This window comes from Algoriphagus machipongonensis (assembly GCF_000166275.1).
GTDB lineage: Bacteria > Bacteroidota > Bacteroidia > Cytophagales > Cyclobacteriaceae > Algoriphagus > Algoriphagus machipongonensis.
Map to the genome: position 1 here is coordinate 263,250 of NZ_CM001023.1, position 23,292 is coordinate 286,541.

Annotated in this window: 23 protein-coding genes; 13 read left to right on the forward strand and 10 right to left on the reverse strand. The window is 39.0% G+C overall.

Annotated features, from left to right (window positions below):
* Window positions 1-275: 275 nt before the first annotated feature.
* The 7 genes from dapF to ALPR1_RS01250 all read left to right on the forward strand — a co-directional run bounded on the left by dapF (window position 276) and on the right by ALPR1_RS01250 (window position 9,688).
* Entirely contained in the window at window positions 276-1,049 is a 774-nt protein-coding gene (gene dapF / locus ALPR1_RS01220) for a diaminopimelate epimerase (protein WP_040303098.1), read from the forward strand.
* A 99-nt stretch (window positions 1,050-1,148) separates the two neighbouring features.
* Window positions 1,149-4,526, forward strand: coding sequence for a preprotein translocase subunit SecA (gene secA, locus ALPR1_RS01225; RefSeq protein WP_008197852.1), 3,378 nt, complete (start codon window positions 1,149-1,151; stop codon window positions 4,524-4,526).
* A gap of 11 nt (window positions 4,527-4,537) precedes the next feature.
* Complete coding sequence (locus tag ALPR1_RS01230) at window positions 4,538-5,083, forward strand: hypothetical protein (protein ID WP_008197854.1); 546 nt, start codon at window positions 4,538-4,540, stop codon at window positions 5,081-5,083.
* A complete protein-coding gene (locus ALPR1_RS01235) occupies window positions 5,064-6,254 on the forward strand; it encodes a M20 metallopeptidase family protein (protein ID WP_008197855.1) in 1,191 nt (396 codons plus the stop codon). The genes ALPR1_RS01230 and ALPR1_RS01235 overlap by 20 nt, the downstream gene beginning before the upstream one ends.
* 58 nt (window positions 6,255-6,312) lie before the next feature.
* Window positions 6,313-7,086: a S1/P1 nuclease gene (locus ALPR1_RS01240; RefSeq protein WP_008197856.1), complete on the forward strand. Its 774-nt coding sequence runs from the start codon at window positions 6,313-6,315 to the stop codon at window positions 7,084-7,086.
* A gap of 78 nt (window positions 7,087-7,164) precedes the next feature.
* Window positions 7,165-9,024, forward strand: a complete 1,860-nt coding sequence (locus tag ALPR1_RS20150) for a tetratricopeptide repeat-containing sensor histidine kinase (RefSeq protein WP_008197857.1) — start codon at window positions 7,165-7,167, stop codon at window positions 9,022-9,024.
* A gap of 13 nt (window positions 9,025-9,037) precedes the next feature.
* On the forward strand, window positions 9,038-9,688 hold the full coding sequence (locus ALPR1_RS01250; RefSeq protein ID WP_008197858.1) for a response regulator transcription factor: 651 nt from the start codon (window positions 9,038-9,040) through the stop codon (window positions 9,686-9,688).
* Between the two features lie 2 nt (window positions 9,689-9,690).
* Here the strand turns inward: ALPR1_RS01250 and ALPR1_RS01255 are convergent, their stop codons facing one another.
* On the reverse strand, window positions 9,691-11,757 hold the full coding sequence (locus ALPR1_RS01255) for a protein-disulfide reductase DsbD family protein (RefSeq protein WP_008197859.1): 2,067 nt from the start codon (window positions 11,755-11,757) through the stop codon (window positions 9,691-9,693).
* Between the two features lie 55 nt (window positions 11,758-11,812).
* Complete coding sequence (locus tag ALPR1_RS01260; protein ID WP_008197860.1) at window positions 11,813-13,201, reverse strand: dipeptidase; 1,389 nt, start codon at window positions 13,199-13,201, stop codon at window positions 11,813-11,815.
* A 103-nt stretch (window positions 13,202-13,304) separates the two neighbouring features.
* Here ALPR1_RS01260 and ALPR1_RS01265 point away from each other — a divergent pair, with 103 nt between their 5' ends.
* Together ALPR1_RS01265 and ALPR1_RS01270 are read left to right on the forward strand one after the other, a co-directional pair.
* On the forward strand, window positions 13,305-14,282 hold the full coding sequence (locus tag ALPR1_RS01265) for an NADPH:quinone oxidoreductase family protein (protein WP_008197861.1): 978 nt from the start codon (window positions 13,305-13,307) through the stop codon (window positions 14,280-14,282).
* Window positions 14,283-14,355: 73 nt separating this feature from the next.
* The gene (locus ALPR1_RS01270; protein WP_008197862.1) at window positions 14,356-14,994 is read left to right on the forward strand and encodes an energy transducer TonB; all 639 of its coding nucleotides are present in this window, start codon (window positions 14,356-14,358) and stop codon (window positions 14,992-14,994) included.
* Between the two features lie 17 nt (window positions 14,995-15,011).
* Here the strand turns inward: ALPR1_RS01270 and ALPR1_RS01275 are convergent, their stop codons facing one another.
* Genes ALPR1_RS01275 through ALPR1_RS01290 form a run of 4 tightly spaced genes read right to left on the reverse strand, consistent with a single transcriptional unit; the run spans window position 15,012 to window position 18,480 of the window.
* A complete protein-coding gene (locus ALPR1_RS01275; RefSeq protein ID WP_008197863.1) occupies window positions 15,012-15,434 on the reverse strand; it encodes an organic hydroperoxide resistance protein in 423 nt (140 codons plus the stop codon).
* Window positions 15,431-15,871 (reverse strand): MarR family winged helix-turn-helix transcriptional regulator, encoded by a 441-nt coding sequence (locus tag ALPR1_RS01280; protein WP_008197864.1) that lies wholly within the window; start codon window positions 15,869-15,871, stop codon window positions 15,431-15,433. Before ALPR1_RS01280 ends, ALPR1_RS01275 begins: the two co-directional genes overlap by 4 nt.
* Window positions 15,872-15,920: 49 nt before the next feature.
* On the reverse strand, window positions 15,921-17,141 hold the full coding sequence (locus tag ALPR1_RS01285; RefSeq protein WP_008197865.1) for a redoxin domain-containing protein: 1,221 nt from the start codon (window positions 17,139-17,141) through the stop codon (window positions 15,921-15,923).
* A gap of 31 nt (window positions 17,142-17,172) precedes the next feature.
* Complete coding sequence (locus ALPR1_RS01290) at window positions 17,173-18,480, reverse strand: Gfo/Idh/MocA family protein (protein WP_008197867.1); 1,308 nt, start codon at window positions 18,478-18,480, stop codon at window positions 17,173-17,175.
* A gap of 172 nt (window positions 18,481-18,652) precedes the next feature.
* Here ALPR1_RS01290 and ALPR1_RS01295 point away from each other — a divergent pair, with 172 nt between their 5' ends.
* Window positions 18,653-19,585, forward strand: a complete 933-nt coding sequence (locus tag ALPR1_RS01295) for a hydrogen peroxide-inducible genes activator (RefSeq protein ID WP_040303103.1) — start codon at window positions 18,653-18,655, stop codon at window positions 19,583-19,585.
* Window positions 19,586-19,587: 2 nt separating this feature from the next.
* On the opposite strand, the gene ALPR1_RS01300 is transcribed toward ALPR1_RS01295, so the two are convergent.
* The 4 genes from ALPR1_RS01300 to ALPR1_RS01315 form a co-directional block, all read right to left on the reverse strand.
* A complete protein-coding gene (locus ALPR1_RS01300) occupies window positions 19,588-20,049 on the reverse strand; it encodes a copper resistance protein NlpE (RefSeq protein WP_008197870.1) in 462 nt (153 codons plus the stop codon).
* 110 nt (window positions 20,050-20,159) lie between these two features.
* Window positions 20,160-20,768 carry an energy transducer TonB gene (locus tag ALPR1_RS01305; protein WP_008197871.1) on the reverse strand — a complete coding sequence of 203 codons (609 nt, stop codon included), beginning with the start codon at window positions 20,766-20,768 and terminating at the stop codon, window positions 20,160-20,162.
* A 95-nt stretch (window positions 20,769-20,863) separates the two neighbouring features.
* Window positions 20,864-21,232, reverse strand: coding sequence for a VOC family protein (locus tag ALPR1_RS01310; RefSeq protein ID WP_008197872.1), 369 nt, complete (start codon window positions 21,230-21,232; stop codon window positions 20,864-20,866).
* Window positions 21,229-21,681 carry a DUF1569 domain-containing protein gene (locus ALPR1_RS01315; protein WP_008197873.1) on the reverse strand — a complete coding sequence of 151 codons (453 nt, stop codon included), beginning with the start codon at window positions 21,679-21,681 and terminating at the stop codon, window positions 21,229-21,231. The genes ALPR1_RS01310 and ALPR1_RS01315 overlap by 4 nt, the downstream gene beginning before the upstream one ends.
* 139 nt (window positions 21,682-21,820) lie before the next feature.
* Here ALPR1_RS01315 and ALPR1_RS01320 point away from each other — a divergent pair, with 139 nt between their 5' ends.
* From ALPR1_RS01320 to ALPR1_RS01330, 3 genes are read left to right on the forward strand one after another with little or no spacing between them, the layout of a single operon-like run.
* The gene (locus ALPR1_RS01320) at window positions 21,821-22,396 is read left to right on the forward strand and encodes a hypothetical protein (protein ID WP_008197874.1); all 576 of its coding nucleotides are present in this window, start codon (window positions 21,821-21,823) and stop codon (window positions 22,394-22,396) included.
* The gene (locus ALPR1_RS01325; RefSeq protein WP_008197875.1) at window positions 22,383-22,670 is read left to right on the forward strand and encodes a winged helix-turn-helix domain-containing protein; all 288 of its coding nucleotides are present in this window, start codon (window positions 22,383-22,385) and stop codon (window positions 22,668-22,670) included. Before ALPR1_RS01320 ends, ALPR1_RS01325 begins: the two co-directional genes overlap by 14 nt.
* A gap of 42 nt (window positions 22,671-22,712) precedes the next feature.
* The gene (locus ALPR1_RS01330) at window positions 22,713-23,234 is read left to right on the forward strand and encodes a hypothetical protein (RefSeq protein WP_008197876.1); all 522 of its coding nucleotides are present in this window, start codon (window positions 22,713-22,715) and stop codon (window positions 23,232-23,234) included.
* Window positions 23,235-23,292 lie beyond the last annotated feature (58 nt).

Sequence of the window (23,292 nt, forward strand, 5' to 3'; positions counted from 1 at the left end):
AGTGTTTATCAATTAGAGTTCGAAATAAATGAAAAAGAGCCGGATTTCCGGTCTTTTCATCGGTTTTATGATTCTCATTCCTATGATTTGGATAAATAGGCTTGTCGAATGATTTTCTAAAGTCCACTGATGGAAATATAGAAGTCCATCAATTTTGTCGTTTTTGAAAACCCTAATCAGACAATAAGTCTGATTTTGTGACAAGTTGATTATGTTTGCATTCTTAATGGCAGTTGGTTGAGTTTTTGAACCTAAGAATGTTAAGCAAAAAATCCATGGAAATTACATTTTACAAATACCAAGGAACCGGGAATGATTTTGTCATGATTGATGACAGAAAAGAAAATTTTGATGCAGGTGATTTAGCCTTGGTGTCTAAGATTTGTGATCGGAAGTTTGGAGTGGGAGCAGATGGATTGATTCTTATCAGGAATCATAAGGACTATGATTTTGAGATGATCTATTTCAATGCTGATGGTTCCCAAAGCATGTGTGGAAATGGAGCCAGATGTGCAGTAGCATTTTCCGCTTTTTTAGAAATCATCAGCGACAAAACCCAATTTCTTGCGATTGATGGTCCACATGAAGCTATTATTCAAGATGGATTGGTTCAGTTACTAATGGGTGATGTGGAAAAGATTGAGGAGAAAGCAGAAGACTATTTTGTGAATACAGGTTCCCCGCATCATGTACGGATGGTAAGTAAGATTTCGGATTATCCGGTTTTTGATGAAGGAAAATCTGTTCGATACGATGAAATGTATGCTCCTGCAGGAACCAACGTAAATTTTGTGGAGCCTATTTCAAAAGAAGAAATATACGTTCGGACTTACGAGCGCGGAGTTGAAAATGAGACTTTGTCTTGTGGAACGGGCGTTACGGCCTGTGCTTTGGTTTATGCTAAAGATCAGGATAAAGCAGAAATAAAAATTAATACCCTTGGGGGCAAGTTATCCGTTAGATTTACCGCTGGCCAAACTGGTGGTTTTCAAGATATATGGTTAATAGGTCCTGCCGAACAGGTATTTACTGGGAAGATTAAAATTTAAAATGAAATAAGTACATCCGGAACACTTCGGGATGTATTATCAATTGTAATAAAAAGGGCTTAATTTTAGAGCCCGTTTTGAGAATCACATTCATTCGACATGTTAGACATATTAGCAAAAGGACTCGCAAAAGTATTCGGAACGAAGTCCGATAGAGATATAAAGGAGTTATCTCCAAAAGTAGAAGTCATCAATAAAATCTTTGTCAGCCTTGCCTCAATCTCAGATGATGAGTTGAGAGGGAAAACTGATGAAATCAGAGCGATCATTAATGAGCGATTAAAATCTATTGACGATAAAATCGGGAAAATCAGAGTTCAGATTAATGAATTACCTGCCAATGCGATTCATCAAAAAGATCAATTGTTCAATGAAATTGACCAACTGGAGAAAGAAAGAGATGAGTCTTTAGAGGAAGTATTGCAGGAGGTTATGCCTACGGCTTTTGCTGTGATCAAAGAAACTGCACGCAGGTTTAAAGAAAACAAGCAATTGCGAGTTACAGCTTCTCTTCACGACAGAGAGCTTGCTGCTACCAAGCAAAATGTTGAGATTGATGGAGATCATGCTATTTGGCATAATAAATGGCTAGCCGCAGGCACTGAAGTAGTCTGGGACATGGTTCATTACGATGTGCAGCTAATCGGTGGTATGGTTTTACACAATGGTAAAATTGCCGAGATGGCGACAGGTGAAGGTAAAACATTGGTTTCTACCCTTCCTGCCTATCTAAACGCTTTGGCAGGTCGAGGAGTACATATCGTTACGGTCAATGATTACCTGGCAAAACGAGATTCCGAATGGAATGCCCCACTTTTTCAATTCCATGGTTTATCAGTCGATTGTATTGATAAATACCAGCCTAATTCCGAAGGTAGAAAGAAAGCTTACGGAAGTGATATCGTCTATGGTACCAATAACGAATTTGGCTTTGATTATCTAAGAGATAATATGGCGCGTGATGGAGGAGATTTGGTTCAGGGCAAACATCATTTTGCTATGATTGATGAGGTCGATTCTGTATTGATTGATGATGCCAGAACACCTTTGATTATATCCGGTCCGGTTCCAAAAGGGGATGTTCATGAATTTGATGACATGAAGCCTCGAGTAGCCACTTTGGTAGATGAGCAAAGAAAGTTAGTACAGGGATATTTATCTTCTGCTAAAAAGCAGATAGCAGATGGCAATGAAAAAGAGGGTGGTTTAGCCTTGTTTAGAGCATTTAGAGGAATGCCTAAGTATAAGCCATTGATTAAATATCTATCTGAGCCTGGTATTCGAGTGATCTTACAGAAAACCGAAAATTTTTATCTCCAGGATAATAAGCGGAATATGCCAGAGGCTGATGAGCCGCTAATGTTTACCATTGATGAAAAAACCAATGTAGTTGATTTGACGGATCGTGGTATTGATATCATGACCACTAAAAATGAAAATGCTGAATTTTTCATTTTACCAGATATTGGAGAAGTCATCGCAGATCTTGAGAAAGATGAAACGGTAGATGACAAGGAGAAGCTTATTCGTAAGGAAGAAGTAATCAAGGATTATGGTGTAAAAGCACAAAGGATTCATACCGTCAATCAGCTTTTGAAAGCTTATTGTATGTTTGAGCGTGACACGGAGTACATCATTGTGGATGGCAAGGTGAAGATCGTGGATGAGCAAACAGGTCGTGTGATGGAAGGACGTAGATATTCTGACGGCTTGCACCAGGCAATTGAAGCGAAGGAAAATGTGAAGGTGGAGGATGCCACACAAACTTACGCCACCATTACCTTACAGAACTACTTTAGGATGTACCACAAGCTTGCAGGTATGACCGGTACTGCTGAGACCGAAGCAGGTGAGTTCTGGGAAATTTATAAGTTGGACGTAGTAGTAATTCCTACGAATAGAGTCATTCAAAGAGCGGATAAAGAAGATAAAGTTTATAAAACTGTTCGTGAGAAATTCAATGCTGTTGTTGATGAAATTAACGAATTGGTAGCAGCAGGAAGACCTGTACTAGTAGGTACGACCTCTGTAGAAATATCCGAAGTATTGAGTAGGATGTTGACTTTGAAGAAAATTCCACACCAGGTATTGAATGCAAAACAGCATGCGAAGGAAGCAGATGTGGTAGCAATGGCTGGTAATTCAGGTACAGTAACTATTGCCACCAACATGGCAGGTAGAGGTACTGATATTAAACTTTCACCAGAGTCTAAAAAGGCGGGTGGTTTGGCCATTATCGGTACAGAAAGACATGAGTCTAGACGAGTGGATAGACAGTTGAGAGGTCGTGCAGGTCGTCAGGGTGATGTGGGATCTTCACAGTTCTTTGTGTCTTTGGAAGATAGTTTGATGAGACTTTTTGGATCAGACAGAATCGCCAAATTGATGGATAGAATGGGGCTGGAAGAAGGAGAGGTAATTCAGCATAGTATGATTACCAAATCCATCGAAAGAGCTCAGAGAAAGGTTGAGGAAAATAACTTTGGTACGAGAAAGAGACTTCTTGAATACGATGATGTGATGAATTCACAGAGAGAGGTCGTTTATAAAAGAAGAAAGAATGCACTGAAAGGTGATCGTCTGGAGCTGGATATCTTGAATATCATGTATGATGTTTGCGAAAGCAATATCGAAATGGGTAAATCCAGTGGTGAGGTTGAAGATTTAAGAATGAATATTTTCACTTCTTTAGGCCTAGATTTCCAGATTTCTGAAAGTGATCTTAAAACAAAGGATGCTCAAACCCTGACTCAGGAACTATATGAAGCAGCCTATGAAAGTTATAAGAAGAAGAATGAGATGATTATGAGCACAGCGCTTCCGATCTTCAAAAGAGTTCAGGAAGAGAGAGGTGCTACTGTGAAAGATATCATGGTTCCAATTTCAGATGGTATCAAGCAGATCGGGGTCGTGGTGAATCTGGAAAAAATGATTGAAAATGAAGGTCGTGAATTGGTCAGATCCATCGAAAAAAATGTGACTTTGGCGATCATTGATCAAAACTGGAAAGAGCACCTACGCGACATGGATGACTTAAAGCAGTCTGTGCAAAATGCCGTTTACGAGCAGAAAGATCCACTTTTGATTTATAAGTTTGAGGCATTCGAAATGTTCAAGCGTTTCATTGGTAAACTGAATGAGGATGTGATATCCTTTATTTCCAGAGCAGATTTGCCAAAGCAAGATCCAAGTGAAGTTCATGCAGCGCAAGCTCCAAAAGCGCCTGTTCAACAGGGTCAGGCCAGCAAAGAAGAAGTTTCCAGTACCTTAAATCCTGGTGCTAATCGTGCGGCAGCAGCGGCGGCATCTGCTGGAAGACCAGCTCCTCAGGTTGTTGCTCCAAGAAAGTCGGAGAAAACCTATGGTAGAAATGACCGTGTTTCTGTACAGTATACCAATGGCACTACCAAGTCAGATGTCAAGTATAAAAGTGTAGAGCAGGACTTACAAGAAGGTAAATGTGTTATCATCGAATAATCTAAGAATTTATGAGAGCTTTTTGGGTAGTCGGATTAATAGCAATAATTGCTACAGGTTGTAAATCCAGCAAATCAGGAACAAATGGGGCTGCTACCTATGCGAGCTACCAAGAAAACTTGACGGCCTCTTTGCCGGTTTATCCTGACTATGAAGCTGAGTTGGCAAAGCAAAATACCAGCAATACGGAAAGCTCCGTAAAAACAGTTGATTCTGACTTAGATCAAGTAATCACAGGTCTTTACGAGAAGAATTTGGAAGAGCCATATTTCAATGGTTATTCCGTATTGATCTACTCTGGAATCGACCGGACAAAAGCATTTGAAACCCAAGAAGAATTAGCGGAAAACTTCCCTGATATCAAGGCAGAAATGCAATACCAAGAACCTCGCTACTTATTGAAAGTGGGGAAATTTAATTATAAAATTGAGGCTCAAAAGAGCTTTTCACTGATCAAATCGCAGTTTCCCACAGCAAGGATAATTCAAGACAGATTTCAGAGAAAAGAGTACGAAGCCCCGGAAATCCTAGATTCGAATGTTGAAGGACAAAATTAAGTCGCTTGCAAAAGCCTATAAAGAAGAAGTAATCGGGAATAGAAGGCATTTACATGCCAATCCTGAGCTTTCCTATTCTGAATTTAAGACTGCAGCTTTTGTAAAAGAAAAACTCCAATCGATGGGGATTACTGAGATTGAGCAAAAAGCGAATACAGGCTGGGCTGCTTTGATCAAAGGAAAAAATCCAGATAAAAAAGTCGTTGCCCTTCGTGCAGATATGGATGCACTACCTATTATCGAAGCCAATGACGTTCCTTATAAATCTCAAAATGAAGGGGTGATGCATGCCTGTGGGCATGATGCACACACAGCTTCTTTATTGGGAGCAGCAAAAATTTTAAACGAAGTCAAGGAAGATTTTGAAGGGACGATAAAATTGATTTTCCAACCAGGAGAAGAGGTGGTTCCAGGTGGAGCTTCTTTGATGATTAAAGATAAAGTTTTAGAAAACCCTAAGCCTGCTGGAATTATTGGACAGCATGTGATGCCATTTATAGATGCTGGTAAAGTAGGTTTCAGAAAGGGAATCTATATGGCCAGTGCAGATGAAATTTATGTCACAGTCAAAGGAAAAGGAGGCCATGGGGCAATGCCCGAAACCCTGATTGATCCTGTATTGATTGCTTCGCATATGATTGTTGCTTTGCAGCAGGTGGTGAGTCGAGCAGCTAGTCCAAAAATTCCTTCTGTGCTTTCTTTTGGGAAAGTAGAAGCTTTGGGAGCAACCAATGTCATCCCTAATGAAGTAAAGATTCAGGGTACTTTTAGGACTTTGAATGAAGAATGGAGAGCAAAGGCCCATGAAAAAATGCTTCAAATTGCCCATGGTATCGTAGAAGGTATGGGTGGAAAGTTGGATTTCGAAATTAGAAAAGGATATCCTTTCCTTCAAAATGACCCTGAATTAACCGATAGATCTCAAAATGCGGCGATCGAATATTTGGGTAAGGAGAATGTATTAGATCTCGATATTTGGATGGCTGCAGAAGACTTTGCTTACTATTCTCAGGAGATCAATGGTTGTTTTTATAGACTAGGGACAAGAAATGAATCTAAAGGAATTACTTCTGGTGTTCATACTCCGACCTTCGATATTGATGAGGAATCTTTAGAAATTGGTTCTGGATTGATGGCTTGGCTAGCAGTTTCAGAATTGCATAATTCTTAACATTCCCGTTTCTTTTCTTTTTGATTTTCCACTTAGTTTTGCACTATACTTTTGAGATATGAAAATCAACAAATTTCTTACGTTAACTGTAGCATTTACATTGACGCTATCCCAGGCTTTTGCTTGGGGACAGATTGGTCATTATCTAATTGGATATATGGCAGGACAACAATTAAAAAGATCTGCCAGAAAAAATGTGGAGCGGGTTTTATACCCCATGTCCATCGGTCGTAGTGGCACTTGGATGGATGAAATAAAATCAGACAAACGATACGACTATGCTTATTCCTGGCATTATTTGACCAGTAAGCATGGTGAGTATGATCCTCATCTGCAGGAAGAGGGTGGTGATGCCTATGAGGCTATCAATCGGATTAAGGAAGAATTAAAATCTGGAAATTTAAATCCTACTGAAGAAGCAGAAAAATTAAAAATGTTGATTCATATGGTGGAGGATATTCATCAACCTCTGCATGTGGGAACTGGAGAAGATAGAGGTGGAAATGATGTGAAGCTGGAATATTTTTGGCAATCTTCTAATCTACATTCCGTTTGGGATTCTGGTATGATTGATCGATGGTCCATGTCTTATACAGAAATTGGAGATGAACTAATGAGAAGGCTCACTCCAGAGATGGAAGATCAATACAGAGAAGGCAGTATGGAGGATTGGCTTCAAGAGGCAGTGGATGCCAGACCACTCGTTTATAAAATACCTGAGAACAGGAAATTATCTTATAACTATGATTATGCCGTTCGTCCTTTGCTTGAGGAGCGCTTAATTGCGGCAAGTGTAAGATTAGCCCAGATTTTAGAAGAAATCTACGGTTAATTTATCAGATATTTTCTATAATAATAGTGAGCGAAAAAGACATTTTTATATATTTAAAATGTTTACGCTTAAAGATTAATGTCCCGTTTACTTTTTCTAGGATTTATCCTGTTATTTAATGTACCCTTTTTATTCTCACAGACTTTAAGAGAGAGGCTTGGTCGTACGTATGTAAATTCTGATTCTGTTGAGATTATTTTTGAATTGGAAAAGGAGAACCTCTTCAATGCGAATGATAGCGGAGTTTATTGGTTTTTTGTAGCTGAAAAATACAATCGAGAATTTGAAAATGACCTGGCCACTGAAACCTTTCTTAAAAGTGCAGAACTTTTAAATCCCAGCGAATCAAGTGACTTAATAAGCCTTTGTTATATTCGATTAAACCGTCTGGAAGCCACTTCAGGAAATTGGGATCAGGCCCTATTTTATTCCCAGAAAGGTCTTGAAAATGCCACAGCAGCTCTGGATAGTAATTATATGGGCTATGCCTTGCTGGATATTTCCGTAGTATATCACGACATGGAAGATTATGCCCGAGGAGTGGAATACGGTAAGAGAGCCTACGAATTACTCAACGAATTTACTGAGGCAAGACCCACTTTTAAAGCATTTGCTTTGAATGCCATAGGGATAAATTTTGATGATTGGGATAAACCAGATTCAGCACTTTTTTATCATTATAAAGTCCTGGAAAATATTGATGAGCTGGATAGTTTAAGAGTCAGTTTTACTTTCAACAATATTGGCAACACACTCCTGAAACAGAAAAAGTATCAAGAGGCTAAATCCTGGTTGGAAACATCTGTGAATCTCAATATGAAGGATCAGAATAGCTATAGCTTGGCGGCTAACTATACTAACCTGGCTACCATTGCCTATAAAACAGGAAACTTTCCCCATGCTCAGGTGATGATGGATTCTGCTTATAAATATGTGGAGCTAAGTGGGTCAACAGAAAAACAGAGAGACTACCTATATGAGCAATATGGTTTCCATAAAGCCAAAGGAGACCTTATCAAATCGATGGATTATTTGGAAGAGTATGTTGTCATAAAAGATTCAATTTTTAAAGAAGAACGTATAAGAACATTAGGAGAACTCGAGACAAAATATCAAGTAGAAACAAAAGAAAGGGAGCTCGCTGAGTCAAGAGCGGCTTTGGCAGAAAATGAGCTTTTGGTTAAAAGCCGAAACAACCAGTTATTACTATTGCTACTTCTAGGTTTAGTGGCATTTGGGCTAGGGTTTTTCTTTTACTACCGTCAAAAAAATAGGAATAGGCATTTACAGCAGGAGGCAAAACTTCAAGCAATTTTTGCCGAGCAAGAAACCCAAAAGAGGCTACATGAGCAAAGAGATAGAATTTCTACCGATTTGCATGATAATATTGGAGCGCAACTAACCTTTATTATTTCCTCTTTGAATAATTTAAAATTTGGAAATCTTAGCTCAGAATTAATGGGGCAAAAAATAGATCAAATTTCTGGATTTACTGTGGAGACCATAAATGAACTTAGGGACACTATTTGGGCAATGAATAAGGATCATATTAGCGTAGAAGATATTGAAGGAAGGCTTGCCAATTTGATTTCTAAGGCAAATGATTCTTTTCCAAACGTTGATTTTAAGCTTGAAATTGATGCTGCTGTTGATAAAAAACTGTTACTGAACTCCATGGAAGGCATGAATTATTTTAGGGTTGTTCAGGAAGCTATTAATAACGCATTGAAACATTCAAAAGCCAGTGAGATTGCAATTTCTATTTCTCAAAATAGGGGTAAAATAAAAATCTGTGTTTCAGATAATGGAGTCGGTATCTCAAAGAATGGAAATCTCGGAAACGGCTTGGGTAATATGAGAAACAGGGCAGATCGAATCAGTAGGGAGCTCTCTATTAAATCTGAAATGGGACAGGGAACAGAGATATGTATATTTTAATGTATTTTTTGGGATGAAGATTAAAATTGCGATTGCTGAGGATAATAACTTTTTGCTACAAGCAATATTGGAAAAGCTGTCCTTATTTAAGGAAATTAACGTGAAGTTTACAGCTTACAATGGGCTTGAGCTTTTGGAGCAGCTGGAAAAAGATTCCAATATTGATTTGATCCTTATGGACATTGAAATGCCAAAAATGAATGGAATCGAAGCTGTGGAGCTTGTTTCAAAGAAGTATCCGCAGATCAAAACGATCATGTTGACCGTCTTTGATAATGATGAGTATATTTTTAAAGCTGTCCAGGCTGGAGCAAATGGATACTTTCTTAAGGAAGTGGACCCAACAACTCTTTTCAAAGGAATAAAGGAAACACTTGAAGGTGGAGCAGCCATGACTCCATCTGTAGCTTTAAAAACCCTGAAACTTCTCAGAAACCCTCCAAATTTTGAAGAACCAAAGGAGGAAATAACTTTGACCAAAAGAGAGGTTGAAATCCTTGAGCAAACTTCAAAAGGTTTGAATTACAACCAGATAGGGGAAAACTTATTTATTTCTCCAAAAACAGTACGAAAGCACATTGAGAACATCTACCATAAACTGCAGGTTCATAGTAAATTGGAAGCAGTTCAAAAGGCTGTAAAAAATCGAATTATAGAGGGTTGATTTTATTTTCTCTTCTCAAATTCTTCTTTTGCTCCGTCTAAAAAGTCTACAAAATTCTGAATATTTGTATCATAAGAATGGGGCTTGGCAAGCAAGTTTTCATCATGATCCAAGATCACATAATAGGGCTGGGCGTTATTGTTGAACTTGGTAATCTGAAAATCTGCATTCTGTTTACCCAATGTCTTTTTGACTTTGCCATCGTATTCAGAAGTATACCATTCACTTTCTGGTAACTCCAAGCGTTCATCGATATAGAGCGCCACCATCACAAAGTCATTCTTCAATCTGGATAAAACGGCTGGCTCTACCCAAACATTTTCTTCCATTTTTCGGCAATTCACACAGCCATGTCCAGTAAAATCAATCATTAATGGCTTCCCTTCTTTCTTTGCAGCAGCTAGGGCTTGATCATAGTCGAAGTAGCCATTGATCCCTAAAGGGATATCTAAGATATCATCGTATTTGATGTTTTCAGAACTACTTTCTTCCGCAGAATCTGTCTTACTTGATGTCAAGGAAAAATTCTGTGTGGTCAAAGGAGGAAGGTATCCGCTGAGTAGCTTAAGTGGAGCTCCAAACAGGCCAGGAATCATATAGATGACAAACATAAATGTGATCAAAGCCAAAAGAAGTCTTGGTACTCCAATAGATTCTGTTTGAGAGTCATGTGGTAGTTTGATTTTCCCAAGAAGGTAAAACCCTAAGGCAGCAAAAATTACAATCCATATCACCAAGAATACATCTCGGTCCAAAATTCCCCAATGGTAAACCAAGTCTGCCATAGAAAGGAATTTAAAGGCCAGGGCAAGTTCCAAGAAACCTAAAACTACTTTGACAGAGTTTAACCATCCACCAGACTTAGGAAGAGACTTCATCCACTCTGGGAAAATGGCAAACAAGGTGAAAGGAATAGCAAAAGCCATAGAAAAGGCAAACATTCCTAAAACTGGCTTAATGAGTTCACCACCTGCGGATGAAATAAGAATGGATCCTACAATCGGTCCTGTACAGGAAAATGAAACCAGCACTAAAGTAAAGGCCATGAAGAACACGCCAGCGAAGCCTCCTTTTTCTGCTTTTGCATCTACTTTATTCACCAATCCAGAAGGAAGATTGATCTCGAATAAGCCTAAGAAAGCTAGGGCAAAGAAGATAAATACTCCGAAGAAAAAGAGATTGGGTAGCCAATGAGTTGCCAGCCAATTTGCAAACTCTGGTCCCTGAATAGCTGCTACAGCTGTTCCGGCGATGGTATATATCCCAATGATGGAGAGACCGTAGATAATGGCTTGTTGTATTCCCTTAGCTTTGGATTTAGATCTTCCAGTAAAGAAAGTTACCGTCATCGGAATCATCGGGAACACGCATGGAGTCAATAAAGCTGCCAATCCTGCTAAAAAGGCCAAGGCCATGAAGCCAATTAATGATGTATCAACGATCTCGTTATCTGCGGTAAAATTCGTGTTGTTTAAGACTTGGGTATCACTCGAATTATCTTCAGAATCTACCATCCCAAATGGACTGTCTGATTCCGTATTATTTTCAGAAGATTCTTCAGAAGTCGAGCTAGAGTTTTCTCCAGTTTCTGTATTGAAGTTGACAAGAATATCCAGGTCGTAATTGATGCAAAGCCCAGTTACATCCGAGCACATCTGATATTCCAAATTGCCTTGGATTGTTCCAGTTGGCGTGTTTAAAATAACTCCTTGCTCAAACCTTCCCTTCCCCATGAAGTAAGTGACATCCCCTTCCCAGGTTTCATCATATTTCTCTTTAGGGTCAATGGCAATTAAGTTTCCTGAAACCGTATAATCCTCAGATTCCTCAAGATTTAATTCTGTGAGATTTGGCCCTAGGTCCGGGTCAAAATCATTGGAATAAACATACCACCCGATTGGAATTTTAGCTTCCAAGACAAGAGTTGCCTCTTCTCCCAAAGCTGGTTTTTCAGGAGATAACGTTATTTCCCATTCTGGTGGGGTCACAATTTGACCCTTCAGCTCTCCGAAGTTTATAAGTAAAATAAAGAAGGCTGCGAAAGCCAGCAGAAATCGAGGAAATTTCATTTGGGAATAGAATGATTGTAATTCAAAGGAAAACGAGTGGAATTAAGTTCCTGAATTATTGCTGTTTTAGATTTCTAAAGTGTCTAAAGAAAGCAGCAATGGTTTCAATACCTATGAAATAGTTTGCGACACCATAATGTTCATTTGGCGAATGCAAAGCGTCAGTATCAAGTCCAAATCCGAATAAAATAGGATCTGATCCCAATTCTTTTTGGAATAAAGCAACAATCGGAATGGAACCACCTTCTCTAGTAGGTATTGGTCTTTTTCCAAAAGTCTCTTCCATGGCAGCTTCAGCAGCTTTGTAACCTACAGATGAATCTGATACTACGGCTGGAGCTCCACCATGATGAGCTTTCACTTTGACTTTTACAGATTTCGGAGCGATGGATTTGAAATAGTTTTCAAATAGTTCGGAGATCTCATGCCAGTCCTGATCAGGAACAAGTCTCATGGAGATTTTTGCATGCGCTTTTGAAGGAAGGACGGTTTTGGCTCCTTCACCTATATATCCTCCCCAGATTCCATTCACGTCCAGCGTAGGTCTAATCCCCACCCGCTCTATGGTTGTAAAGCCTTTTTCTCCGTGAACTTCCTCAATATCTAACTTATCCTGGTATTCCTTAAGATCAAATGGCGCTAGGTTTAGACGCTCTCTTTGTGCTGCAGTTAACTCTTGGACTTTATCATAAAAGCCAGGAATGGTGATATGATCATTTTCATCCTTCATCGAAGCAATCATATCACAAAGCACATTGATCGGGTTAGCGACCGCTCCGCCGTAAGTGCCAGAGTGAAGGTCACGATTGGAACCAGTAACTTCAACTTCCATGTAAGCCATTCCTCGCAAACCAACTGTAATAGATGGATCTTGCATGGAAATCATATGCGTATCAGAGATCAAGATGACATCAGCCTTCAGTTTCTCTTTGTTTTCAATAACGAATTTGTCAAGATTATCCGAACCCACTTCCTCTTCTCCTTCTATCATGAATTTCACATTGCAAGGCAAATCTCCTGAAGCCATCATCGCTTCGAAAGCCTTCACATGCATGTAAAACTGTCCTTTGTCATCTGCAGATCCTCTGGCAAAAATGGCTCCTTCAGGATGCTGCTCTGTCTTTTTGATCACTGGCTCAAAAGGAGGGGAATCCCATAACTCATAGGGGTCTGCTGGCTGCACATCATAGTGGCCATAAACCAAAACAGTAGGAAGGCTAGGGTCAATGATTTTTTCTCCATAGACGATTGGATAGCCTGCGGTTTGACAGATTTCAACCGTATCTGCCCCTGCTTTTTCCATGCTTTCTTTCACAAACTCTGCAGCAGCAAAAACATCGTCTTTAAATTTAGGGTCAGCACTTACAGAAGGAATTCTGAGCAAATCCAATAATTCATTAAGAAATCGATCTTTGTTGTCTCGGATAAAATCATTTACAGCCATATATCTGGGATTTTTTGGTAAAGGCCTCAAAATTATCCTTTTCAGCATGAAATGCCTATTTTAAAACCTAATTTTCAAGCCAAAACACCTAATTGACTATTAAATGAAAGCGATTGTTTGTGAAGAGTTCGGGTCTGTAGAAAATCTATTTTTAGGAGAAAGGCCTGATCCAATTCCCGATTCCAATCAGGTGTTGATCAAAGTAGAAGCTTGTGGAGTGAGTTTTCCGGATTTGTTGATTCTGCAGAATAAATATCAATTTCAGCCCTCCCTTCCCTATTCTCCAGGCGGAGAAGCAGCAGGTCAAATTGTGGAGGTGGGTAAGGAGGTGAAAAACTTCCAAAAAGGTGATCGGGTTTTGGCTCTTTGTCGATGGGGAGGCTTTGCTGAGAAAGTAGTGGTAGATGCTGAACGAGTTTTTAAAATCCCAAATGCAATTTCTTATGTAATGGCAGCAAGCTCAATTTATTCTTACAGCACTTCTTACCATGCTTTAAAAGATCGTGGGGAATTGAAGAAAGGAGAAACTCTCCTTGTTTTAGGGGGTTCTGGAGCCATAGGATCGGCAGCCATTGAATTGGGGAAGGCAATGGGTGCCAAAGTAATCGCTGCTGCTTCATCAGATGAAAAACTGGCTTTCTGTAAGGAAAAGGGAGCCGATGAGCTGATTAACTATGGTAGTGAGGATCTAAAAAATAAAATTAAGGAATTGACGGATGGGAAAGGAGTGGATGTGGTGCTAGATCCGGTGGGTGGCAACTTCACTGAGGCGGCTTTGAGAGGCACTGCATGGAAGGGACGCTATCTTATTGTTGGTTTTGCTAATGGAGAGATTCCAAAAATTCCGATGAATCTTCCTCTGCTTAAGGGATGTGCTATTGTAGGGGTATTTTGGGGTAATTTTTCAAAGAAAGAAGTAGAATTAAACCTTCAAAATATGGATCGGCTAAATCAATGGTTTCTAGAGGGTAAACTTAAAGGAGAATCAATTCAAGAGTATCATTTGTCAGAAGCCAAAAAAGCTATCCTAGCTCTTCAAGAAAGAAGTAAATTTAAAAAGGGAGTTGTTAGAATTTCTTAATTAGTTAACTAAAGATATTCTCAATATACTTTATTCCTTATATTGGTTTCTACTTACCAATTAAAATTAAATTATGCTTAGAGGCCTAGTATGCTATTTCTTGTTTTTGATATCTTTTTGTTCCATTGCCCAGACTCCATTTGACCCAGAAACGGAATCTGATTTTGTAAAAGCCAGTTATACCAAGGGAAATTTGATTACTATTTTGAGCCAAGGGCTAACTTACCCAGAGAAAGCCGTGGCCAACGGTGTGGAAGGGAATGTCATTTATTCATTAAAAATTGATTCTTCAGGAAATCTTGAATCTGTTGAAGTGAAGGAAGAGGTTTCCGATGAACTTGCTGCTCAAGCAGAAGAAAGCCTTGCAAAACTTACCGCTGATTGGACTCCGAGTAAACTTAATGGTGAGGCTGTTGACAGGGAATACCTAGTTATCTTCAGCTATAATATCTATTACAATTCTCTTCCAACAGACTATCATGGAAAAGCAAAAAAGTTTCAGGATAAGGGAAAGCTAGAGAAAGCAGTAAAAGTTTACGATGAGGCAATAGAAAATAACCCTTATACCCCAGAATATTATATTATGAGAGCAAGGCTCAAAAAAGAACTGGGAGATTTAGAAGGTGCAAGCAGTGATGAGTTGCAGGCGGATAAATTAAAAATGGAGCTTTTAGCAATGGTAGAAATTGGCCAAACTCAAACTTTAAGATAGGTAAACTGAATCCCCAGTTAGAGGATTGCAGTTACATTGACTTCAATATTTCCAGCCGTTGCCTTAGAATAAGGGCAAATTGCATGTGCTTCATCAGCAAGTTTTTGAGCCTCTTCTAGTGATTTTGCATGAGGTATTTTGACAAAAATATCCACTCCTAATCCGTAGTCCTCAGGAGCAAAACTTCCTAAGTGTACTTTTGCAGTGATTTCGGAATCTCTTAGGCTGATCTTTCCAGCTACAGACCCAAGTGCGCCTCCGAAACATGCAGCATAGCCTGCAGCAAAAAGTTGCTCTGGATTAGTTTTTCCTCCTTCACCACCTATTTCTTTTGGCATTGCTACGTCAAAATCCAATAAGCCATCATCTGTTTTAACATGACCTTTTCTACCTCCGGTATTTACAGCTACTGCTGTGTAGTCAACTGATAATTTTTTCATTCTTTACTTTTCTGTTTGAGGGTTTCTATGCTCTCAAACAGGTTTTGCAAAGAATTGTTTAATGCCACTACATCCTGACTAATATATTCATTGATGTTTTCCTCCAAAGGGGAGAGAGCTTGAAGGATTTTAGGTTGTAGAGATTTTCCTGGGTAGGTCAACTCTATTCTTACTGTTCGTTCATCTTGCTCTCCTCTTACCCGCTTCACATAGTTCATGGCCTCTAGTTTTTTAAGCAACGGTGTAAGAGTACCCGAGTCCAGATGAAGCTTTTCACCCAATTGCTTAACCAAAATCCCATCTTCCTCCCATAAAATACTCATGGCCATATACTGTGGATAAGTCAGATGAAAATCATTCAAGTATCCCTGTATCAATTGGATAAAGGCTCTTGAATTGGTGTACAGGGAAAGAGATAATTGATGGTGAAGGGACATTTAATCAGATTATTTAAATTTTATACAATTTAACTGTATAAAAAGTAAATTAATAATATCGACCGATTTTAGGATGGTCTACAATTTGTTTTTTCATAGTCAAAGGATCCATAGGTCCAGAAATTTTGTAGGCTATTTGTCCACCTGGCTCTATCAAAAGCGTGATAGGTAAGCTTCCATCCCATTCCTTTCCCACCACGTCAATAACTTCATATTTATCTTCCGTGTCCATTAAATAATTGGGCAAAGCGGAGTATTTTCCTTTCAGGTATTTTAAGGCTTTCGCATCTTGATCGGGTCTATCCATGCTCACAGAAACAAATTGAAAATCACGTTTTCCATACATCCGTTGCATGGTTACAAACTCTGGATATTCTATGATGCAAGGCCCGCACCAGGTCGCCCAAAAGTTGACAAGCAGTAATTCATCTGTGTTATTTTGAAGCAGTTCGGCAAGTCCACTGGGAGAAAGCTTTTCTAAGGTGACTTCTTTTTCTTTCCAGGCCTTATTTGTTTTGATCGTATAATCATTTTTCCAAGCCCATTTCATAGAACATCCAAATGAAGGAGTCATGGCTTCTTCCTCGGGCAAAGCTTCTCCAGAAAGCGTATAGTCAATTGCTTTGCGGAGATCTTCGGCATTTGCCGTCCCAGGTTTTTCTGAAACATCTATTCTACCAGAGTAGGTGAGTTTACGGTTTTTATCAAAGACAAATACATGCGGTGTGGCCACTGGTCCATAGGCCAACGAAAACTCATGCGTATCCCCATCATAGAGGTACGGAAAATTATAAGCCTTTTCTGCTGCTCTAATTTTCATTTCCTCATACGTATCACTCAAATCAGTATAGCCCAATTCTTCTGGAAGAATTGCGATCGGACTATTGGTAGAAATTGCTATAAAGGCAACACTCTTGTCTTTATAATCTTCCACCGCTTTGATATATCGATCCTCGTATGCCTGCGCTGTGGGACAATGATTGCAAGTAAAATTCACAACTAAAACATCCGAATCATCATACTCTGAAAGTTGATGAAAATCCCCATCTATTCCCGGTAAATTAAAATCTGGGGCGGTATCTCCTATTTGAAGTTTGGGAATAGGTTTTTCCGCCACGACTTGGGGATCGGCCACAAAAGAGGCCATGGAATCATCAGAACTGGTATTTTCCATTTCACCAGATGACTCTTTGGAAGAGCATCGTGAAAACAAAAAGACAAATAGCAGCAGAATTTCTGCTAGTATAATGATCGTTAATTTCGATTTCATGGAGATTGTTATCTAGTGAAAGATTGGGCTTTTAGCCAAGGGAATAGCCATTTTGATAGACATAATGCAATTGTGTATTTGCTTCGAAGTCATCGATGAATTCTTGCGTATTGGGATCCCACTTCAATGGCCTTCCTAGTTTAGCAGCTATGTTTCCTAAAGTACAGGCTGTACAGGTGCTATGGCCAATTTCCACGGGAACAACGGGATCTTTTCTTTTCAGAATCGAATCGATGAAATCCACATGATGAGCTCCAAAGCTTGTTTCTTCATTTGAGAACTTTCTTTCGCAGGAAGCCACATTCGTATCATATTGCCCTCTTGACACTTTTATCCAGCCCTTTTCCCCAAAAAACTTAACCCCTTGTCTTCCTTCATCAAAGGGTGTGATGTGCATCTTAATTCCATTGGAATAATAATAGGTCAAAGGATTGGAGTCTGAAGCAGGGATAATTTCGGATGGTCCATTTCTGTCCATTCCCAATCCCCATTGGGCTATATCGACCATATGTGCACCCCAGTCTGTCATCAAGCCTCCTCCTGTTTCCTGATACCATCTCCAGGCTCCCCACATTTTTTCATTTTCCTCAGGGTTTAAGCTGATGGGAGGATTGAGTTCTTCATTGTAATGGATGTCAGGCAGTGGCCCAACCCAGGAATTCCAGTCTAAACCTTCAGGAACAGGTTGAGCGGGTAAGTCATAGGGTTTTGGGTTAGCAGGAGTTCCTACATTTACCAATACCTCTGAAATTTTGCCAAGATTTCCTTTCTGAACCATTCTAACAGCATGTTGGAAATTGGCTCCAGATCGTTGCATACTTCCTACCGCTAGCACGGTACCATTTGATCGGACCGCTTTGACTAATTCCTGCCCCTCTTTTATGGTAAAAGTGAGGGGTTTTTCCAGGTAAATATCTTTTCCTGCATGACAAGCATCAATGGCCATCAAAGCATGCCAATGATCTGGCGACGCAATCACTACCGCGTCTACCTCAGGGTTTTCTAATAATTTTTTGTAGTCATCATATAAGCTCACAGCTGGGCTTTCTTGATTCCTTTCCTGATAATTTTTAGCTACGCGCTGTTTGAATCTCTCTAATTTGATTTTATAGATATCAGCACCGGCGACTACTTCCACTAAAGGGTTTTTCATCATATTATTCAGCAAACCCATGGCCTGTCTACCAACTCCGATAAATCCCAGTCGGACTTGACCAGAATCGATTATTTTTGAAGAAGATGCATTGGCGAAAGTCATGGCTGGTATACTGCTCAGGCCAACTGTCGTTAAGAGGGAGGTGCTTAAAAACTTCCGTCTTGAAAAAGAGGATTTACTCATGGTTTTAATTTTGGGTTTTTGGCTAATCGTTTTGAATCGAAAAATAAATTACTGTTTTTCTGATACTTAGGAAAGTTATCCCCTTAAAATTTAGAAGCCCTTGTAAATGATGGATACAATTGCGCGGGAACTAGATTTGATTTTTTTACTTTTAAGCACCAAAAAAGAAGCAATGACCATCCAACAACTTGAATATTTGATCGCTGTGGATAAGCACAGACATTTTGGGCAGGCTGCAGAAAGCTGCTTTGTTACTCAACCTACCTTGAGTGCTCAATTGAGTAAGTTGGAAAGGGATCTAGGAGTAATCCTTTTTGATCGTAGCAAAATGCCCGTGATTCCTACTGAAATTGGCGTTCAGATCATTGCACAGGCCAAAAAAGTCGTTTCTGAAGGTAAGGGGATATTTGAGTTGGTGGCTCAGCTCAAAGGCGATATTTCAGGAGTGATTAAGCTGGGAATAATACCTACACTTGCTCCTTATCTTCTTCATTTATTCATTCGAAGTTTCTTAGAAAAGTTTCCAAAAGTCAAGTTGGAAGTACAGGAAATGGTGACCGAGGAGGTTGTCAGGAAATTAAAAAATGATGATTTAGATCTTGGGATTATTGTAACTCCACTGGAAGAAAATGGCATCTTGGAAAAGCCTATGTTCTATGAAAAGTTTTATGCCTATCTCAGTCAAGATCATCCTCTTTTGAAGGAAAAAGTTTTTAAGCCTGATATGGTTAAGAAAGAAGACCTTTGGATTTTGCAGCAGGGGCATTGCTTCAGGGATCAAGTAATTAATTTATGTGATCAGAATCTCAGTGGACCCAGCAATTTTCACTATGAAAGTGGTTCTTTGGAAGGACTAAAAAACATGGTGAATAAATACAAGGGAATTACCTTACTTCCCGAATTGGCAACGTTTGACCTTTCAGATGAGGAAAAGAAAAGACTTAGACCTTTTGATGGAGTTCCACCTACTCGAGAAGTAAGTATCATTCTCAATAGAAGCTATCTAAAGCAAAAATTGGTGGAATTGCTATATAATGAGATCACAGAGGCTATTCCTAGCGAAATGACATCAAAGGCACATGGTAAGATTGTGCGTTTTAAGTGATTTTATTTTTTGTGTAGGATGTAATGATCTGCCAAGTCTCCAGTGATCATCTGCCCTGAACGATCAAGTTGCCAGATTTTATCTTCTCCCACTTTAAATTGTGATGGAGCATATTTTACGTCTACCAAAATGACCTTGGATCCTGTTTCATCCCAATGGAAGGTTCCGTTAAAAGTTTCTTCCAAAGCATCGTTTCTACCCAAATAATTGGTGACGATCCTATAAGTCATGTCTCGGTTTAACGTCAGAGTAGTTTCAATCCCAGTGCAATCGGCACATGGGACTATCCCAGAATATGTGCCATTCCAATCCAAAGAAGTCATAGAGTTATCTGCCTCGTGAAGCGTAGTTGCCGGGGTGATTTCTTCAGTTTCAACTGTTTCTTGGCTCGAGGTATTTTTCTCCGAACAGGCAGTAAAAAGACAGATTATGAATCCGAGTAGGATGATTTTGGAATTAATCATAGATAAGATCTTTACCACAAAGGTAGTAGGACTGGAAAAAATGTAAAGTGTCAGGAAAACAAAAAGGAGAACCACCATTGATTCTCCTTCTTTTGATTATTGAATTTTACTTACAGTGATTTAGGTTTGTTTGATGCACCATACCCTACAATCACTACATTGGTCAGTTCATTTTTCTTTAAAAACTCACTTTGGTTATAATCTAGCTTAGCAAGCCACATTTCACCTTTCATGGTATAATATTCACTTCTTTTTTCATACAATTTTGATGAAAAAGGATTCTCTTCAATGGCTTTATTTAGAATCGCTAAATGGTCCACCTCTTTTTCTACTTTGTATTCTTTCAGCGGGTTTTTGATAAATTCAGCACCCTTTTTCATTATAAACTCGAATGACATTAGGTATTCTTCACCGGCTTCTTTTCCATCTAAGAAGGAAGGGTCCCACGCTTCTTTTACTTGGTTATAAGTCCGGAGGATTTCCTCTTTCAAAATGTCGCTTGCAGCATAAACCTTAGGTTCTCCTACTGGGTATCCTTCTTCATCTATTTCTACGGAAAGCGTCACAATTCCAGTTTCATTTTCCATTCTAGCTTCAGCCGGATATTTTACTGATTTAGCAAACATCTGATTCATCCCGAGCTTTTCTTCTGAAGATTGAGCATAAGAGCTGAGCCCAGCAAAAATTAATAGAGCGAGAATCAAAGAAGTCTTTTTCATAAAAATTTTGGGTTATAGTTTATGTTACTGATTATGAACGATATAAATAACTAAAGGTTTATTGAAATAGCAAATTTCAACGTTTGATCTTTAGATTAATCAAAAAACTCTCCAAAATGCCATAAGTTTCCGGCGGGATCATGAAGGAAAAACTCCCTTCCCCAATCGTCTTTTTTAATCTCACTTAGCTTGACTCCTTTAAATTTTTCTGGTAAACCCAAAATTTTTACTGCCTCCCAATAGGCGTCTAACTGTTCGACTTCCAGAAACAACATGCAGTTTTCACACCAATCCTTTTGATAATAATCCTGAAGGTAAAAACATAAATTCCCCGACACCTTTACTAAGGAAAATCCAGGGTTTATCTTTTTAACTTCAAATCCTAAAGTTTGATAAAACCGGGTACTTTCTTCAAAATTCTTTGATCCAATAAATGTCCTTAATGATTGGGCGGGGTGTATCATACTCCAAATTGTGTCAAATGATGATCCAGATGTTTATAAAATTGATTATTCCATTCCTCAGAGGTCATGGGTCCAAAAGAAATAGACTCTTTTCCTTCAAAATGTGCTTTTCCTAAATCTACTGACTGATTTAAGAAAGCGATAAGTCTGGCTTTTTCCTCGTCAAAATTCCTATCCCCAGAAATAATAAATGCCGGGGCAGTTCTAAGGTTCTTTTTATAAGGCTTTTCATTTACAACTCCGTTTTTAACGAAAGATTTCAATAAAAACCGCAGGATTGCATTTGGTTTGGGGTGTTTGTCAGTAAATGCCATTTCGTAAGGGACACAACAATGTGCCAGCATTTGGTCTACGCTCATCTTTCCCCATAGTGGCTGTGTTTCAGGGCTTAGCTTATTTATCCTTTGAATTAATTCCTCTTTAATTTCAGGATCAAAAATATTTTTCATGGTTTAGAAATTCTTTGACATGCCAAAATATAGTGATTTATGAACTTCAAAGCACTGGTAAATAATTATTTAGAAATAAATAGGTTTATAATGTAAACCTATTTATGTTTGTGTCGTAAGAATAGAAAAAGATAATATTATGGAAAAAGAATTGAGTGGAAAAGAATCCCTTGCCATCATCACAGAGATGATTGGGAAAGCAAAAAGGGAGGCAGCTGGAGACGGAAGTTTTCAAATTTTACTATGGGGCTGGACCATTTCCCTTTGCAATTTGGGGCACTATTTTCTGGAGAAATCAGGCTATGAGTATCCCTATGCAGTGTGGTTATTGGTGATACCAGCTATTATAGCCAGTATTGTGTACGGGGTAAGAAAATCCCAGAAAGCAAGAGTGAAGACACATCTTGACGTGGTTCTCAATCAGTTATGGTTGGCGATTTTTGGAGGAATTATGGTGGTATTGGCCTTTATGCCTTCCCTACAGTTTAATCAGAGTCCGGTCATATTGATTTTGGCAGCTTTGGGGATGTTTGTAACAGGTACCTTGATTCGTGTGAACATGGTAAAGCTGGGCGGACTCATTTTGGCAATTGCCGCTATTATTGCTTTTACATTGCCGGTAACGGAGCAGTATTTAGTATCAGGTATTGCCATCATTTTGGGATATCTTGTGCCCGGTTATTATTTGAAAAGAAATTATCGTGAGCGTGTTTAAGCCTTTAGACCCACTTCTTCATTCCCAACTTAGGTTGGCTGTCATGTCACTCTTGTTAAGTGTGGAGGAAGCAGAATTCACCTTTTTGAAGGAGAAAACGGAATCTACTGCTGGAAATTTGAGTGTACAGTTGGATAAACTGGAAAAAGCCGGGTACATACAAATTGAAAAGTCTTTCAAAGGAAAAAGACCTTTGACCACATGTAAGATACTTCCTGCCGGAATCAAGGCTTTTGAAGCGTATGTGGAGAATCTTAAGAATTACATCAATTAAAAAAATTTCTGTTTTTAGTTTATAATATAAACCAATTTACAAATGAAAAATCTAATTAAAATTATCGTGTTCGTCGGAGCTTTTACAGGTTTTCAGCTGGAGGCAATTTCTCAAAATGTGGATACTGATCCAGTTTCCAAAAAATATGTTTCTCAGCTAGCCTCTATGGTGGGATCTTGGGAAGGAAAAGGGTGGATGATGGCAGCAGATCAAAAAAGGCATGAGTTTACTCAAACAGAAAATATCCAATTCAAGTTGGATTCAACGGCGATCTTAATAGAAGGAAAGGGAATGGAAAGCGGGAAAGTGATACACAATGCCATGGCGGTAATAACTTATAGTGGAGAGCATGAGCGATACGATTTTCAATCTTATCTTCAAAATGGGAGAAAAGGTTCTTTTGAGGCAGAATTGATTGATGGAGTATTTTATTGGTATCCCATGGATAATATTCGCTATATAATCAAAATAAATGAACAAGGGCAATGGTTTGAGATTGGTGAAATAAAGCAAGGAGATAATTGGTATCAATTTTTTGAGATGACTTTAGAAAAAAGCAAGTAAATGGAAGTTATTAGTTTGAAAACAGGGGAAGATTGATAATTGGCCTTTTATTCCAATG